The organism is Mycobacterium bohemicum DSM 44277, assembly GCF_001053185.1.
GTDB lineage: Bacteria > Actinomycetota > Actinomycetes > Mycobacteriales > Mycobacteriaceae > Mycobacterium > Mycobacterium bohemicum.
On record NZ_CSTD01000003.1, the window covers coordinates 482,765 to 498,374 of the forward strand.

Consider the following 15,610-nt stretch of genomic DNA (forward strand, 5'->3'; position numbering starts at 1 on the left):
GTGTATGCGGCGTGAACAGGCGGATTCTGACGCTGATGGTCGCGCTGGTGCCGATCGTCGTCTTCGGTGTGTTGCTCGCGGTGGTGACGGTGCCGTTCGTGTCGCTGGGCCCGGGCCCCACCTTCGACACGCTGGGCGAGGTGGACGGCAACCCGGTGGTCGCCATCGAGGGGACGCAAACCCACCCGACGACGGGCCACCTGAACATGACGACGGTCTCCCAGCGCGACGAGATCAGCCTGGGTGAGGCGCTGACGCTGTGGCTTTCGGACACCGAGCAGCTGGTCCCGCGCGACCTGGTGTATCCGCCGGGCAAGTCCCGTGACGAGGTGGACAAGGCCAACAACGCCGATTTCAAGCAGTCCGAGGACAGCGCGGAGTACGCCGCCCTGGGCTACCTCAAGTACCCGGCCGCGGTCACCGTCGCCAGCGTCGCCGACCCGGGTCCGTCGGTCGGCAAGCTGAAGTCCGGTGATGCGATCGACGCGGTGGACGGCAAGCCGGTGGCCAATGTCGACCAGTTCACCGGATTCCTCAAGGCCACCAAGCCGGGGCAGGTGGTGACGATCGACTTCCGGCGCAAGAACGCGCCGGCCGGCGTGGCCCAGATCACGCTGGGCAGCAACAAGGATCGCGACTACGGGTTCATGGGGGTGGCGGTGCTGGACGCGCCGTGGGCGCCGTTCGTCGTGGACTTCAACCTCGCCAACGTGGGCGGGCCGTCGGCCGGGCTGATGTTCAGCCTGGCGGTCGTCGACAAGCTGACCACCGGCGACCTGGCCGGATCGAACTTCATCGCCGGGACCGGCACCATCTCGGTCGACGGCAAGGTGGGCCAGATCGGCGGCATCACGCACAAGATGGTCGCGGCCCACGCGGCTGGCGCGACGGTGTTCCTGGTGCCGGCGAAGAACTGCTACGAGGCCAACTCGGACAACCCGTCGGGCATGCGGCTGGTCAAGGTGGAGACGCTCAGCCAGGCGGTCGACGCGTTGCATGCGATCACCTCGGGGGGCCAGCCGCCCGCCTGCTGAGTGCGCCCGGCGGCCCCGATGACGCCGGTCACCGGCGCCGCGGCATGCGTACAGTTGTGACCGTCTCGAGAAAACGACCCAGGAGCGTAGCCAGTGGGGATGCGGCCCACCGCACGGATGCCCAAGCTGACTCGGCGTAGCCGGGTTCTGATCCTCGTCGCGCTCGGTGTGATCGCTTTGCTGCTCGCGGGCCCGCGGCTGATCGACGCCTACGTCGACTGGCTGTGGTTCGGCGAGCTCGGGTACCGCTCGGTGTTCACCACCGTGCTGGTCACCCGCATGGTGGTGTTCCTGGTCGCCGGCCTGCTGGTGGGCGGCATCGTGTTCGGCGGGCTGGCGCTGGCCTACCGCACCCGGCCGGTGTTCGTCCCGAGTAACGACAACGACCCGGTGGCGCGCTATCGCACCGTCGTCATGTCCCGGCTGCGGGTCGTGGGCGTCGGGGTGCCGGTCGCGATCGGTCTGCTGGCCGGGATCATCGCCCAGAGCTACTGGGTGCGGGTCCAATTGTTCCTGCACGGCTCGGATTTCGGCATCCGGGACCCGCAGTTCGGCAAGGATCTCGGCTTCTACGCGTTCGAGCTGCCCTTCTACCGCCTGCTGCTGAGCTACCTGTTTGTGGCCGTGTTTTTGGCATTCGTGGGGAACGTGTTGGCGCACTACCTGTTTGGCGGCATCCGGTTGTCCGGGCGCACGGGCGTGCTGAGCCGTTCGGCGCGGGTCCAGCTGGTCGGTCTCGTCGGGTTGCTGGTGTTGCTCAAGGCGGTTGCCTACTGGCTGGACCGCTACGAGCTGCTGTCGCACACCCGGGGCGGCAAGCCGTTCACGGGCGCGGGCTACACCGACATCAACGCCGTGCTTCCCGCCAAGCTGATTCTGATGGCGATCGCGCTGATCTGCGTGGCCGCCGTCTTCTCGGCAATCGTCTTCCGGGACTTGCGCATTCCGGCTATCGGGCTGGTGCTGCTCCTGCTGTCGTCGATGATCGTGGGCGCGGGGTGGCCGTTGATCGTCGAGCAGCTCATCGTCAAACCGGACGCGCAGCGCAAGGAGAGCGAGTACATCAGCCGCAGCATCGCCGCGACGCGGCAGGCCTACGGCCTGACCGACGACGTGGTGACCTACCGCAACTACACCGGTGACGCGCCGGCCAACGCGCAGCAGGTCGCGACCGACCGGGCGACGACGTCGAACATCCGGCTGCTGGACCCCACGATCGTCAGCCCGGCGTTCACGCAGTTCGAGCAGGGCAAGAACTTCTACTACTTCCCCGACCAGCTCTCCATCGACCGCTACCGCGACCGCAACGGCGCGCTGCGCGACTACGTCGTGGCCGCCCGTGAGCTCAATCCCGACCGGTTGATCGAGAACCAGCGGGACTGGATCAACCGGCACACCGTCTACACCCACGGCAACGGGTTCATCGCGTCGCCGGCCAACACGGTGCGCGGTATCGCCAACGACCCCAACCAAAACGGCGGCTATCCGGAGTTCTTGACCAACGTCGTCGGGGCCAACGGCACCGTGGTCTCCGAGGGGCCGGCGCCGCTGGACCAGCCCCGCGTGTACTTCGGCCCGGTGATCGCCAATACGCCCGCCGACTACGCGATCGTCGGAAAGAGCGGCGACGACCGCGAATACGACTACGAGACCAACACCGAGACCAAGCGGTACACCTACACCGGTAGTGGGGGCGTCCCGATCGGCAGCTGGCTGTCGCGCAGCGTGTTCGCCGCGAAGTTCGCCGAGCGAAACTTCTTGTTTTCCAGCGTGATCGGCAACAACAGCCGGATCCTGTTCAACCGCGACCCCGCCCGGCGGGTCGAGGCGGTGGCGCCGTGGCTGACCACCGACAGCGCGGTGTATCCGGCGATCGTGAACAAGCGCCTGGTGTGGATTATCGACGGCTACACCACGTTGGACAACTACCCCTATTCCGAGCTCACCTCGTTGTCGTCGGCCACGGCCGACTCCAACGAGGTGGCGTTCAACAAGCTGCAGCCCGACAAGCAGGTGTCCTACATCCGCAACTCGGTGAAGGCCACCGTCGACGCCTACGACGGCACCGTCACGCTGTATCAGCAGGACGAACAGGACCCGGTGCTCAAGGCCTGGATGCAGGTCTTTCCCGGAACGGTCAAGCCCAAGAGCGACATCAGCCCCGAGCTGGCCGAGCACCTGCGCTACCCCGAGGACCTGTTCAAGGTGCAGCGGATGCTGCTGGCCAAGTACCACGTCAACGACCCGGGGACGTTCTTCACGTCGTCGGACTTCTGGGACGTGCCCCTGGATCCCAACCCGACGGCCAGCAGCTACCAGCCGCCCTATTACATCGTGGCGAAAAACATTCTCAAGAACGACAATTCGGCGTCGTATCAGCTGACCAGCGCGATGAACCGGTTCAAGCGCGACTTCCTGGCCGCCTACATCAGCGCCAGCTCCGACCCGGCGACGTACGGCAAGATCACCGTGTTGACCATCCCGGGCAACGTCAACGGCCCGAAGCTGGCCAATAACGCCATCACCACCGACCCCGCGGTGTCCCAGGACCTCGGCGTGATCGGGCGAGACAACCAGAACCGCATCCGGTGGGGCAACCTGCTGACGCTGCCGGTCGGCCAGGGCGGCCTGCTCTACGTCGAACCCGTCTACGCGTCCCCGGGTGCCAGCGACGCCGCGTCGTCGTATCCCCGCCTGATCCGGGTGGCGATGATGTACAACGACAAGATCGGTTACGGCCCAACGGTTTCCGATGCACTGACCGGCCTGTTCGGGCCGGGTGCGGGTGCGGCCGCCACGGGGATTGTGCCCACCGACGCCGGCGGTGTAAAAGAGACAGGTCCCGCCGGTGCCCGACGGGTCGGTGACGCTGTCCCCGGCCAAGGCCGCCGCCCTGCAGGACATCCAGGCGGCCATCGGCGCGGCGAAGGACGCCCAGAAGAAGGGCGATTTCGCCGCCTACGGCGCCGCGCTGCAGCGCCTGGACGACGCGATCAACAAGTACAACGCCGCCAAGTAGGGTCTCGGCCTTTTCGGCGGCCGAAGCCGGGATGGCAAACGCGGCGGGCTCGGATATTTGCCCGCCTGCGCCTACTATTGCGCTGTCGTGGGTATTACCCAGAGGCCTCCCACGAAAGGGCCTGACATGTTGCACTCGGTGATCTTGGCGAGTTCGGATCCGCTCGCGGCGGGGTTGATACTCCGCGGAATCAAGGGAATTTTCGTCGCCATCGGGAGCGTGATCGCCGCGATTGTGTGCGGCATCATCGCGATGATGAAGGGCCGCAATCCGCTGGGCTGGGGAATTCTCGGGCTGTTCTTCTCCATCCTGACGTTGATCGTCATCATCGTCATCCCCAGCAAAAAGTGACGCCCGGGGCGTAACCGCGTCATACCGCGCGGATCAGGTTCCGCCTCGAGTCGCCTCAGGATGCTTTGGCGGTGTCCGACGACGGGCGGCCGCCGATGAGGTCGCTGACCACGCGCCGGGAGACGCCGTATTCGCGCAGGACTTGGCCGATTCGACGGGCATCCGCGCTGGCACCGCAGCGCATGAAGGTGTCGAAGGCGGTGCTGAGCTGGTCGATGCCCGCGCGGGTCCGACCCGCCCGCGTCAGTGCGCTGCCGGCATCTTCAGCCGCGGCGGCGTGCAGGAGCGGACGGGACACCGGGCCCTCCGGCGGTATACGCGTCACGGGCATGGACGGTGACCTCACGCACCAGCGAGCGGTCGTCGGTGTGTAGCGCCACCCGGGCCAACGTCATCAGGCCTATCCGGCCCCCGATGCGGCTCCAGGTCATCCGCTCCCGCTTGGGCAGCGATTCGACGGCGCGGCGCGCCGCTTCCAACCGCCCGGCGGCCAGGTCGACTTGCGCCCGCATTTGGGTGAGCAGCTGGAGCGCCATCTGATTGCGTTGTGCGGCAGCACGTTCTGAGCCTTCGGACACAATCGTCGTCGCCTCGTCGAGGCTACCCCGGGTGATGAGGATGATGGCGCGGTTCACCGCGGCGAAGTGTTGTATGGCGGGGGGTCCGCGGCCCGGGTGAGGGCCGCGAGGCGACGAGTAGGTGCGAACGACACAGTCCGGCTGTGGAGCCGGCGTGTAGACAACGGTGACCGACCGACGTGCCGCCGGGCTATCGCACGGCTGGTGATCTTCAAGCCGCAGTCATGCGAGGGTTAGGGGGGCGTCGAATCGCCACCGGTGCCCGCGGCGGCACGAGTTTGACCGCCGCGGTCAACGACGCGCTCGCCGCCACGGCATGCCTGATGACACCTGGTCGGACGAAGCCCGATTTGGTCGCCGTGACAGGCGTTCGGTAACCTGGCATTCACCAACGCGGGGTGGAGCAGCTCGGTAGCTCGCTGGGCTCATAACCCAGAGGTCGCAGGTTCGAATCCTGTCCCCGCTACCATGTCGTGTCTCGGGACATCGTTGACAGGTGTCCCGAGACATGGTTTACACCTATTGCTTGTTTTCGGGGCTGTTTCCGCATTTGACGCCGCGTGGTTGGTAGTCGCGGGTGGGGTCGAGGACGAGTTTGCGGATGAGTGTTCCGGTGGTGCGGTCCAGGACGCGGATGTCGAGGTCGTCGATGAGCACGGTGACTTTGGTGCCGGTGCGGCGCTTGCCCAGGCCGATGTGGTGCAGGCGGCTGTTGTAGCGGATGGTGATGACGCCGGCGGCGTCGATGACATCGGTGCGCACGCGGCAGTGGGCGGGGATGACATAGCCGTTGGGGGTGGCTTTGGGTCGGTGGGTATAGGCCTGGGCCGGGGTGTGTCGGTCAAGGGCGCGGTGCGGTCGGCGCTGGTTGTAGTAGACGCGGAATTGGTCGCAGCGGTGTTGGAGTTCAGCGAGGGTGGCCGCGGGATGTGCAGTGAGCCATTTCTTTTGAGTTTGATGGAAGCGTTCCACTTTTCCGCAGGTCTGGGGATGGTAGGGCCGGCTGGTGAGGTAGTTGATGCCCAGTGTGCCCAGGGTGATCTCGAGGGCGGTGCGCCCACCGCGTCGGGGTGCTCCGGTGAAGATGGCGCCGTTGTCGGTCAGCACTGAGGCCGGTGGGCCATAGGTGGCAAAGGCGGTGGTGAAGGTTGTGGTGACGTCGGGGCCGCTGATCGTGCGCCGGGCCAGGCTGGCGATGGCTAGCCGGGAGTGGTCGTCGAGGATGTTGAGGATTTCGACGCCGCCGCCGTGAGCGAGGTGCCAGTGGGTGACGTCGGCTTGCCAGCATTGGTTGGGCAGTTCGGCCTCAAAGCGTTTCCAGGAGGAGCGGGGCCGTTTGTGGGGTTGGGGTGTGACGAAGCCGCGGCGTTTGAGGATGCGCCAAATCGTGGACACCGCAGGCGTATGGGCGATGCTGGGGTCGGTGGCCAGATGGGTGGCGATGGTGTCAGCGCCGACATCGAGACCGCGTTTGGTCAGGGTCTTGCGTAACCGCACGATGCGGTCTTCGACGTCGGCGGGGGCGGCCCGGGGGGTGTGGTGTGGGCGTCGCGAGTGCGGCACAAAGGCCGCATCGCCGTCGGCTTCGTAGCGTTTGCACAGCTGTTGGACCCATTGGCGGGACAGGTCGTAGTCACGGGCGACTTCGCTTTTGCTGCGGCCCTCGACCGTCACGGCGGTGATGACCAGATGTGCCTTCGACATGGCTAACCTCCCTGACTTGCAGAGGTGTCAACTATGTCGCGAGACAGCTGCCAACTATGTCCTGGAATCAGACACTGTCCCCGCTACCAGGTGAAATGGCTCCCGGAGGAGACTCCGGGGGCCATTTTCATGCCACTTGGGGCCACATTGTCGGAACAGCAGCCTTACGAACCGGTTGATTTGCGCCGCGATCTGACATAGGTGAAAGCGGTGGGCAGGGGCATCGCACCCAAGCGCGTCGATCAGCGCTGTCGGGCGTCGTTGTCGTCTCCGACGAGCTCGACTAATGTCGCTCATCTCGGGTCCATGTTTCCAGTCGAGTCAAGTTCTTCCGAGGATGCGTTCGTGGCGACCGCCAGATGTCACAGCTGCTGTTTGATCCGGAATGGACAGATGCCGAAAGCCGTATATGGGCGCCTTCGGCTGTCGAGTTGAGGCGGCATCGTGGGGATTTACGTCCGCAAGAGCGTCAAAGCCGGACCTTTTCGGTTCAACCTGAGCAAGTCCGGGATCGGGGTAAGTGCCGGCGTTCCTGGCTTTCGCGTCGGCACAGGTCCGCGCGGCAATTACGTCCACATGGGTCGCAATGGCGTCTATTACCGGGCCTCGCTGAACGGACACCACACGTCGTCATCGCCGCGACAACAACACCCATCGCCGGCCGCGCCCCCAGCGTTTCGCCCCAGCGACGTCATCCTGCAGGACGTCACCGGTGCCGCTGCCACTACCTTGGAGCCCACCGGTCGAGGCGATCTGGTCGACCAGCTGAACGCGGCGGCCGCGCGTTTCGCCTGGTGGTGGCCCACGGCGATTTCGGTTCTGCTGCTGGGCCTGCTGACAATGCCATGGGGATTGCTCATCTGGTTTCTCGGCGGCGCTGGCTGCGTCTGGCTCTACCTCAATGACCAGGCACGACGCACGGTCGTTCTTTTCTACGACGTGAACGACGACGCTCAATCGTGGTTCGACTCCCTGGTAACCCAATGGCGCTGGCTCACCGAGTCGCAGCGAGTTTGGCGAATCGTACAAGCCGGCGACGTGGTGGGAACCAACGCCTTCAAAACGAACTCCGGGGCCAGCACACTGGTCAAGACGATCCCCGCGACAGCGGCCACATCGGTCCGGCACAAACAATTGGCGACGAACATCGCCGTACCCTCAATCACCGCCGGTAACTCTGCGATCTACCTGCTGCCAGACCGGGTCTTGATTCGAGAGGGCAAGCGCTACAGCGACATCGACTACCAGGCACTGCGCACTTTTCACCAGAAGCAACGCTTCATCGAAAGGTCATCCCCTCCACGAGACGCCGCCCAAGTCGACACCACATGGCAGATCGTCAACGTCAAGGGCGGCCCGGACCGCCGCTACAAAAACAACAGGATGCTCCCGATCATGCTGTACGGACGACTCCTCATCACTTCGGCAAGCGGCCTCTATTGGATCATCCAGATATCACGTGCCGACGCCGCCGAACCGCTTGCCCAGGTCATCTCAGCGGCGCCCGCACAACCCGATGAGCACACAGGACATGCGGCTGCACCGGCACAGCGCCAGCGGCCGACGCAATCCCAACCTCCTGCGGAGCGGCCGTCAGCCCCGCAGCGCGTATCCACTGCTCGGCGCCCGACCACAACGACCAGTTTCATCGAGCGTTCGCTACTGACGCGTGCCACTACCAAATACCTCGCAGCCGAGCAGGTCTTCACCGCAGTCGATCTGGAAACCACGGGTTTGTATCCCTCGGCGGATCGCATCGTGGAGATCGGACTAGTGAAGTTCCGCGGTGACGGAGAGGTTCTCGACGAATTCGCCACTTTGGTGAACAACCCCGGATCCTCGCCAGAGGCGAGAATGCACCACCAGATCGATGACACCGATCTCATCGGCGCTCCAACGATCGATCACGTGCTCCCTGAGGCCTTCGCGTTTATGGCCGACACAGTTGTCGTCGCGCATAACCTCGACTTCGAAGCAGGGTTCCTTGCCTCGGCAGCACAACGGAACAGTGTCACGCTTCCGCGGCTGACCGGTGTGTGCATGCTTCAGGCGGCACGACGTCAACTCGATGGCCGCGCCTACAGCCTCATGTCGTTGTACAAGAGCGCCACCGGTCATTGGGCTGAGAACAATCACACTGCGCTGGGCGATGCCCGCGCCGTCCGTGAGGTTCTCCTGTGGATGCTACGAACTGCGCCGCAGCCGCTGCACCTCACTTCGGCGGCGATCGCCGCTCCAGTATCAGGTCCGGCGCCGCAGCCGTGCGCGATTAGTTGTCGGCCTGTGCCCATGACCGGAGCCTCGGTCGCTGCACTGCTGGAGTCCTTCCCGCAGTCGCCAACCCCACGGAGCGGCGACCCGGCCGAGATCGAGCGCTACCGGACTTTGCTCGGTGAGTGCATCAAAGATGGACGACTCACCCCCGAAGAGGCCACCGCACTGTCAAGCCAAGCTCGGCGCACACGCCTCAACGGCACCCAGCTCCGTTCATTGCATTACGAAGTGTGGCGGTCGAAATACGGCGCCGATTCCCACAGGGACTGGACCAGCCTTGATCCAAATCATCGACGTGAGATGTGGTTGCTCGCCGACGAATTAGGGTTACAAGACCTGGCAAGTGAGATTGGCGCCGCAATCGAACAATGCACCGAATCACCGCCGCCGCCGCAAGCGCGCTACCTACGCGGGGTCCGAGTCGGCATCCTGGGTCACGGACCCGAATTCGACGAGTTGCGCGTATGTGCGGAGGACCACGGAGCAAGCATCGCGAAGAACATCACCAAGACGGTGGCCTGGGTTACGACCACAACGCCCAGCGCAGACGACGCACCCCACCGTGCCGCACGCACCCACCAAATACCGATGCTGACCCCCGCGCTCGCACGCCAGCGACTCGACGAAGCCATTCGCGACGCCGAGGCAAAAGCCTCAGAACGACAACGCGCCCTTGATGAATGGGCCGCCCAACGCCAAGCCCGCGAGGAATATTGGCGACCAGCCTGGCGGCCTCATGAACTCGACTATGACCCAGATCCGAGACATGCTACCTATTAGCAGGCAGCATCTTACTTACTCCGGTGCGCGCCGTTCTGTGTCAAACGTCAAGCCCTGCATTCTTCGCCGCATTCGCTGAAACCTTGTGCCGGTGCCGCGGTTTTCTTAGCTCTGGGTCCGCGAGCATGCGTTGCAGCTTGTCCGCGAGATCGACGTCGTTTATTCCAGGCCAAAGCTTTTCGGCCAGATCGAGCACAAGAACGCAGTCTTTGCATCCTGGAGCGCCGTTGGGTGCGTCGGATAGGTCGAAGATCTCCCTTGTCTTTGCCAACGCATCGTTCAATAGGTCATCATCGACCGGGATCTCGACGACGCGGGCTTGGAAACCCATGACAAAGCCGTCTTCGCGACAGTTTCCGCAGTAATTGACGGTGTCTCCCTTGGTCGCGGGCTCCATATAGATGAGCGCCAGCCGAGATATCGGCGCGGGGCCGCACTCAGCTGCGATACGGGCATAAGCGTTGAGCTGCAGCGTGTAGCGCGGCATCAGCTTCTTGTTCTCAGCGTCGGTGAATCGCGCCGTTTTATAGTCGGCGATCAGCAAGGAACCGTCGGCGTACTCAAAGATCGCGTCGGCTACGCCGGTGAGGCGAATGCCGTACTTGGCATCGACGGTTTGAAACTGCGACCAGTGCCGCGGCGTCTGGTAGGCCACGATTGTCCCTAGCGGTGAGAGCCAGCCGGGCGGCACACCGTGGGCCTCGAACCACGAGTGAACAATGTCCTTGGTGTAGGAGTCGATCGAGCTGAAAATGCTTGGAAACATCTGAAACGGCAAGTGATGGTTCAGATGCAGCTTGACCCAGTAGCACCGCTCGCAAAGATCATCCATGACGACTTCTCCGAGGCGGCTCGCGGAGATCCGGATCGTCTTCACAGGCCAACCGTGACGAGGACGTCGCTCCATGTCAAGAGAAAGATTGCGCCGGGTTAAAGCAAGGGTTGGCCCCGGTCATCGTCTGATTCCGAGTCCCAGCCGGCATCTATCAGGAACACCGCCTGCTCAGCGGCGCCCGGTCGTCGTCCTTGAGGACGTGGGCATATGTCTCCACACAGAACCCCACGTTGGCGTGCCCGATCCGCTCGAGACCACCTTGGGGCTCAGCCCGGCTTTTTGAGCGCGCTGGTCGCATAGCAGTGCCGCGGATCATGGAATGTGCGGGCCGGTCCTGGCAGTCGGGCCGGGTTGGACGTGATCTGCGACCAGCCCTTCGACTCGCGCGGTAGCTTAGTTCTCGCCCAAAGTCATTGCGAGGAAGTGACTTTGGTCACGACGAGCGCCGCTTCGTTGTACGGAAAAAGGCGGTAGAACACGCCGGATGGTCCCGTAACGAGCGCCGCGCCCTCAGCCTTACTCAGCAGGCGGGGATTGGCTAGCGCGATACTCTTGCCGCGCTTGTGCAACACCGCCGGCCCGCCAGCCAATACATTCTTCAACCAGTCTGATTCCAGCCCGTACCCGATGAGAACGACGAAGCCGTCGCGGGTGGGAAAAACCAGCAGCGGCGTTTGATACCGCTTGCCTGATTTGCGTCCGACATGTTCGAGGGTCCCTTGGCCTGGGAGCCATGGCGTGATCGACCGAGCCGCTGGATTGGTGACTCGACTATTGAAGTTTGCGACGGCCCGTGGCACCCGCATGGCTCCCTCATTCCCAACGACGCTCGAATTGAACGATCTCTGAAGTCATGCGGTCGACGGCACCAGGGCGCTGATGTCCTCGCCTTGGAGAAGCTTTATCGTCAGGTTCAGGTCGAAATAGTCGGTCCAGCGAGTGATCTTTCCCTCGTCATCGACGACAAAGGTCCCCATTACCGGGACGGCCGGCTTGCTTCCGTCCGGTGCCTGGATGTAGTCCAGGCGTTCGGTGAGCACCACGGAACCCTCGCTGGCGAGGTTGAGGATTTCGAAGGCATAGGCGTCGGGGAACATCGCAAACTGGGCGGCCATGTTCTCCACGATGGCGTCTGGTCCGGTGAAGGCGGGCATTCCCACATTCTGATAAACGGCCCCGTCGGCGAGCAGGGGGCGCAGCGCTTCGGCATCCCGCTGCTCCATTAACGCGCAGAACCGGCGGACGACATCGGCTGGCGAAGACATGAATGAAATCCCTTTCACGAGGGTGGGTGAATCAACGTGCGGGGGCAGGAGAATGATGCGGATCCGTCTCCCAAAGGCTCAGTGGTCGTGGATGATCACCCCGCGAATATTGCGGCCGGCGAGCATGTCGTCGTAGGCCTCATTGATGTCGTCGAGCTTGTACTCGGTGGTGACGGTTTCGTCGAGCAACAGCTTGCCGCTTCGGTAGAGGCTGATGAGTCGCGGGATGTCGGACCGCGGGTTGGCTTCGCCGTACAGGCTGCCCAGGAGGCGTTTTTGGAACAGTGTGAACAACGTAAGCGGCAGCGTCGGCGTCACGTCGGACATCGATGCCAGGGCGGTGGCCACCACGGCCCCGCCCTTTCGCACCGCATTCAGCGCGTCGTTGATCATCGCGCCTTCGAGCAGGCCTGGCGTGAGGATGGCCGAGTCGGCCATGACTCCACGCGTCATCTCGCCAACCAGTTGGGTTGCCTCCTCCATGGAGGTGGCAAAGTGCGTGGCTCCGAATTGGAACGCTTTGTCGCGCTTGCTCGGCTCAATATCGACGACGACGATGTGCTCTGCACCCGCCAGCCGCGCGCCCTGAATGGCACCGCTGCCGATCCCTCCGCAGCCAACCACGAGCACCACGTCGCCGGGACTGACGCTGGCGGTATTGACGGCCGAACCCCAGCCGGTGGTGACGCCGCAGCCGAGCAGACAGGCGCGCGATAGTGGCACATCGTTGTCGATCTTCACCACCGAGGCTTCCGACAACACGCCCCACTGCGCGAAACTGCCGACGCCTGAGAGGGCTCCGATGCCCCGTCCTCTGGCTCGGCGCCGGAAGGTGCCGTCGGCCTGGACTCCCGCCAGGATGATCGCCCCGTAATCGCAGAGGTTTTGACGACCCGTGGCGCACCAGCGGCAGCGACCGCACGCCGGCAGGAAGGAGGTGACCACATGGTCTCCCACCGCTATGTCGCGCACTCCCGGACCGACCTCGTGGACGATGCCCGCCCCTTCGTGTCCACCGATCAAGGGAAAACTCACCCCGAACATGTCGCCGGTGCGGATGTGGTGGTCGGAATGGCACAGACCGGTGGCTTCGAACTCGACGAGTAACTCGCCTTCCTGCGGCGGGTCGAGTTCGATCTCCTCCACCGACCACTTCTCGTTCAGCCCCCACAGAACTGCTCCCTTGGTCTTCACGGCGACTCCTTGACGATGTGTATGGCACGCTCGGGGCAGTTGGCGATTGCGTTGTGTGCCCGTTCTTCCCATTCGGGGGGAATATCTTCTACGGTGACGAAAGCGATCCCTTCGTCGTCGATGTCGAACAGTTCGGGATACGTTGCGTAACAACGGCTGTGGCCTTGGCACGCCTCCCTCTCGACATGAAGTTTCACGCTGTCTAGTCCAATCCGCCCGGTCTGGTCCCGATGACTCCTTTTTCTGCCAACGCTGCAATCGATGCGGCGTCGAGGCCGAGTAGGTCGCCGAGGATGGTTGCGTTGTGCTGCCCCAACGTCGGAGCCGTTGACCGATACCACGTGTCAACGCTGCGGTACTTGAAGGGAATCGCCGGCACGTGATGTGTTCCCACGATGGGATGATCGAGGCATTCGAAAAAGCCTCGTGCCGTCAGCTGAGGGTGCATCGAACCTGTCCTGGCGTCAGCCAAATCCGCAGCCGGAATGCCATGCTGAACGAGTAACTCTGCGGCGGCCGAGGAATCGTGCTGGCCGGCCCATTGCTCGAGATGCTTATCGATCACATCGTGTGCCCGCACGCGCCCTTCGTGGGTGTCCAACGCGGGGTCATTCGCCCAATCCGGTTCACACAGAGCCGACTTCAGCAGACGCCACTGCTCGTCCGTGGCGACCGAGATCGCCAGCCACCGCTCGGTCCCCGCGCACGGATAGAGCCCTTGCGGGGCGGCGTCGCGGCTGCGATTTCCCGACCGCGATATCAGGTTCCCGTAGGCGGTGAACTCGACAACCTGCTCGGCGGCTGCGTTGAGCGCGGACTCGACCATCGATACTTCGATGAGTGACCCCTGGCCGGTCTCGTCGCGGCGCCGGAGACCGGCGAGCATGGCGAACGCGGAATGCATTCCTGCCAGTGGGTCACAGGGACCGCGGGGGATCCGGGGCTGGTCGTACTCGTGGCCGGTCACCCACGCCATCCCGGTCATCTGTTCCATCGTTTGCGCGAAACCCACATTATTGCGCCATGGCCCGTCGAGCCCGAACGCAGGCATACGGACCAGCACGATTCGAGAGTTCTGCTCACTGACGGCCTCCCACGTGATGGCGAAATTGTCGAACACGCGGGGGGAGAAGTTCTCGACCAGAATGTCCGAGCATTTCACGAGGCCGAACAGCAGCTCTCGCCCTTCGGGCGAGGACAGATCGAGGGTGAGCCCCCGCTTGTTGGCGTTGGTCGCCAGGTACATCCCCGACCGCTCCCACCACTGAGGCTGAGCGGCGAACGCCGCGGCCGCCATCCGTGCGCCGTCAGGGTGGTCCGTCGACTCCAGGTGAATGACCTCAGCGCCGAGTGCGGCGAGGATGTGGGTGGAGGAGGGGCCGGCCCACCAGGCTGTCGCGTCGAGAATTCGTATGCCCTCCAGCGGAAGTCGCGGTGCGCGGTCGGCGGCGGTCGCAATCCTGTTGTGGGCGGGTACTTCTGTCATTTCGCCGAGCGGGGGAGCACCGGCGGTGGGGGAGGGGCGTCGGCCATCGATTCGGTAGGGCGCCAACGGGTGGGTGAAGCTTCCGTCGAGATACGTGCCCCACACGCCGCGCGCCGAGAACTGGGGGTGGTCCAACACGGTCTGGCCATTGTTGACCGGTGAGACGGGGATCCGCAGATCGGAGGCCAACGCGACGATCTCGTCCGTGCGGCGCTGCGTCGTCCATTCCCGCACAGTCCGATTCCAATCCTCCCGGCGTTCCCAGCGCGTCGTCGCGAGTGCCCACGCCGGGTCCTCGTCGAGCAGGTCAAGCCGGCCGATCATCGCCAGGAACGACTCGAATTGCTGGCGGGTATTGGTGTTGAAGCCCACCCATCCGTCCGCGGTCGGTTCGATGGAAGGGATTTCGACCTGTCGGGCCGGCAGGGTCAAAGGGGGACGACCGGCCAGCTCGTGGTAGAGGTCGGCGAATCCGCTGGCGCTGAGGTGACACGCCTCCAACAACGAGCAGTCGACGATTTCGCCTTGTCCGCCGAGTTGGGCCCGACGCAGTGCGCCAAGCGCCCCGACGGCGGCATAACTGGCCATGACCCATTCGAAGACTCGACCACCCGCTTGAATGGGCGGTTGGTCCGGACGGCCACGCAACGCCAGGGTTCCGCTCTCGGCCTGGATCGTGAACTCCGTTGAGGGTCGGTCCCGGTACGGCCCGGTCAACCCGTACGGAGACAACGCCACGATCACCAGGTGTGGCGCACGCGCTAGGAGGGCCTCGCGGTCGAGTGCCCCGGGGCCGAGGGAATCGACGAACACATCGGCGGAAACGATCAATGGCTCGAGGTCGGTCAGCGAAGTGCCAACGACTGAACGCTTGCCGGCGTTCAAGAATTTGAACAGCGCGCCGCCATCGCTTCGATCGCCGAACGTTCTGCGGCGGAACGGGTCTCCGTCGGGGGCCTCTACTTTTATGACCTCCGCTCCGAGGTCGGCGAACAGCTTGGTGCAGTACGGACCGGCGATTTCCGTCGCCCACTCGACAACACGAACCCCACGAAGAGTGTTCATCGCCTTGTGACTTTCCGCGTCAAGG

Annotated in this window: 12 protein-coding genes, 1 tRNA gene and 2 pseudogenes; 6 read left to right on the top strand and 9 right to left on the bottom strand. The window is 64.1% G+C overall.

Translation table 11 applies throughout. The features are described from left to right. Window positions 1–11: 11 nt before the first annotated feature. From BN971_RS16875 to BN971_RS16885, 4 genes and pseudogenes are all read left to right on the top strand, one after another. Window positions 12–1,034, top strand: a complete 1,023-nt coding sequence (locus tag BN971_RS16875) for a YlbL family protein (protein ID WP_085181998.1) — start codon at window positions 12–14, stop codon at window positions 1,032–1,034. Window positions 1,035–1,127: 93 nt separating this feature from the next. Next, window positions 1,128–3,881: pseudogene (locus BN971_RS16880) on the top strand (UPF0182 family protein); the annotation flags it as partial. Further along, window positions 3,874–4,053, top strand: a pseudogene (locus BN971_RS26720) (hypothetical protein); the annotation flags it as partial. The pseudogenes BN971_RS16880 and BN971_RS26720, both read left to right, overlap by 8 nt. A 126-nt stretch (window positions 4,054–4,179) precedes the next feature. Further along, window positions 4,180–4,404 (top strand): deoxyribodipyrimidine photolyase, encoded by a 225-nt coding sequence (locus tag BN971_RS16885; RefSeq protein ID WP_085181996.1) that lies wholly within the window; start codon window positions 4,180–4,182, stop codon window positions 4,402–4,404. Between the two features lie 55 nt (window positions 4,405–4,459). On the opposite strand, the gene BN971_RS16890 is transcribed toward BN971_RS16885, so the two are convergent. Together BN971_RS16890 and BN971_RS16895 are read right to left on the bottom strand one after the other, a co-directional pair. Next, window positions 4,460–4,702 carry a hypothetical protein gene (locus BN971_RS16890; RefSeq protein ID WP_085181995.1) on the bottom strand — a complete coding sequence of 81 codons (243 nt, stop codon included), beginning with the start codon at window positions 4,700–4,702 and terminating at the stop codon, window positions 4,460–4,462. Next, window positions 4,668–5,039, bottom strand: a complete 372-nt coding sequence (locus tag BN971_RS16895; protein ID WP_085181994.1) for a hypothetical protein — start codon at window positions 5,037–5,039, stop codon at window positions 4,668–4,670. Before BN971_RS16895 ends, BN971_RS16890 begins: the two co-directional genes overlap by 35 nt. Before the next feature lie 335 nt (window positions 5,040–5,374). Between BN971_RS16895 and BN971_RS16900 the strand changes: the two genes are divergently transcribed. Beyond that, window positions 5,375–5,451 (top strand) — tRNA-Met (locus BN971_RS16900). 50 nt (window positions 5,452–5,501) lie between these two features. Here the strand turns inward: BN971_RS16900 and BN971_RS16905 are convergent. Then, window positions 5,502–6,686, bottom strand: a complete 1,185-nt coding sequence (locus BN971_RS16905; RefSeq protein WP_090350349.1) for an IS481 family transposase — start codon at window positions 6,684–6,686, stop codon at window positions 5,502–5,504. 444 nt (window positions 6,687–7,130) lie between these two features. On the opposite strand from BN971_RS16905, the gene BN971_RS16910 reads away from it, so the two are divergent. Further along, entirely contained in the window at window positions 7,131–9,740 is a 2,610-nt protein-coding gene (locus BN971_RS16910) for a DUF4236 domain-containing protein (protein ID WP_085180876.1), read from the top strand. A gap of 40 nt (window positions 9,741–9,780) precedes the next feature. On the opposite strand, the gene BN971_RS16915 is transcribed toward BN971_RS16910, so the two are convergent. The 6 genes from BN971_RS16915 to BN971_RS16945 form a co-directional block, all read right to left on the bottom strand. Continuing rightward, window positions 9,781–10,617: a PD-(D/E)XK nuclease family protein gene (locus tag BN971_RS16915; RefSeq protein ID WP_085180877.1), complete on the bottom strand. Its 837-nt coding sequence runs from the start codon at window positions 10,615–10,617 to the stop codon at window positions 9,781–9,783. 368 nt (window positions 10,618–10,985) lie between these two features. Next, complete coding sequence (locus tag BN971_RS16925) at window positions 10,986–11,381, bottom strand: nitroreductase family deazaflavin-dependent oxidoreductase (RefSeq protein ID WP_085180878.1); 396 nt, start codon at window positions 11,379–11,381, stop codon at window positions 10,986–10,988. A 45-nt stretch (window positions 11,382–11,426) separates the two neighbouring features. Next, entirely contained in the window at window positions 11,427–11,840 is a 414-nt protein-coding gene (locus BN971_RS16930) for a limonene-1,2-epoxide hydrolase family protein (protein ID WP_085180879.1), read from the bottom strand. Window positions 11,841–11,918: 78 nt separating this feature from the next. After that, window positions 11,919–13,034, bottom strand: coding sequence for an NDMA-dependent alcohol dehydrogenase (locus BN971_RS16935; RefSeq protein WP_085180880.1), 1,116 nt, complete (start codon window positions 13,032–13,034; stop codon window positions 11,919–11,921). Further along, window positions 13,031–13,231, bottom strand: a complete 201-nt coding sequence (locus tag BN971_RS16940; protein WP_085180881.1) for a ferredoxin — start codon at window positions 13,229–13,231, stop codon at window positions 13,031–13,033. The genes BN971_RS16935 and BN971_RS16940 overlap by 4 nt, the downstream gene beginning before the upstream one ends. 5 nt (window positions 13,232–13,236) lie before the next feature. Then, window positions 13,237–15,585, bottom strand: a complete 2,349-nt coding sequence (locus BN971_RS16945; RefSeq protein WP_085180882.1) for a CaiB/BaiF CoA transferase family protein — start codon at window positions 15,583–15,585, stop codon at window positions 13,237–13,239. Window positions 15,586–15,610 lie beyond the last annotated feature (25 nt).

Excerpts from the sequence above, each read along its gene's own strand:
- BN971_RS16885 (WP_085181996.1), top strand. The coding sequence starts at position 4,180 with ATGTTGCACTCGGTGATCTTGGCGAGTTCGGATCCGCTCGCGGCGGGG.
- BN971_RS16905 (WP_090350349.1), bottom strand. The coding sequence starts at position 6,686 with ATGTCGAAGGCACATCTGGTCATCACCGCCGTGACGGTCGAGGGCCGC.
- BN971_RS16925 (WP_085180878.1), bottom strand. The coding sequence starts at position 11,381 with ATGCGGGTGCCACGGGCCGTCGCAAACTTCAATAGTCGAGTCACCAAT.
- BN971_RS16930 (WP_085180879.1), bottom strand. The coding sequence starts at position 11,840 with ATGTCTTCGCCAGCCGATGTCGTCCGCCGGTTCTGCGCGTTAATGGAG.
- BN971_RS16945 (WP_085180882.1), bottom strand. The coding sequence starts at position 15,585 with ATGAACACTCTTCGTGGGGTTCGTGTTGTCGAGTGGGCGACGGAAATC.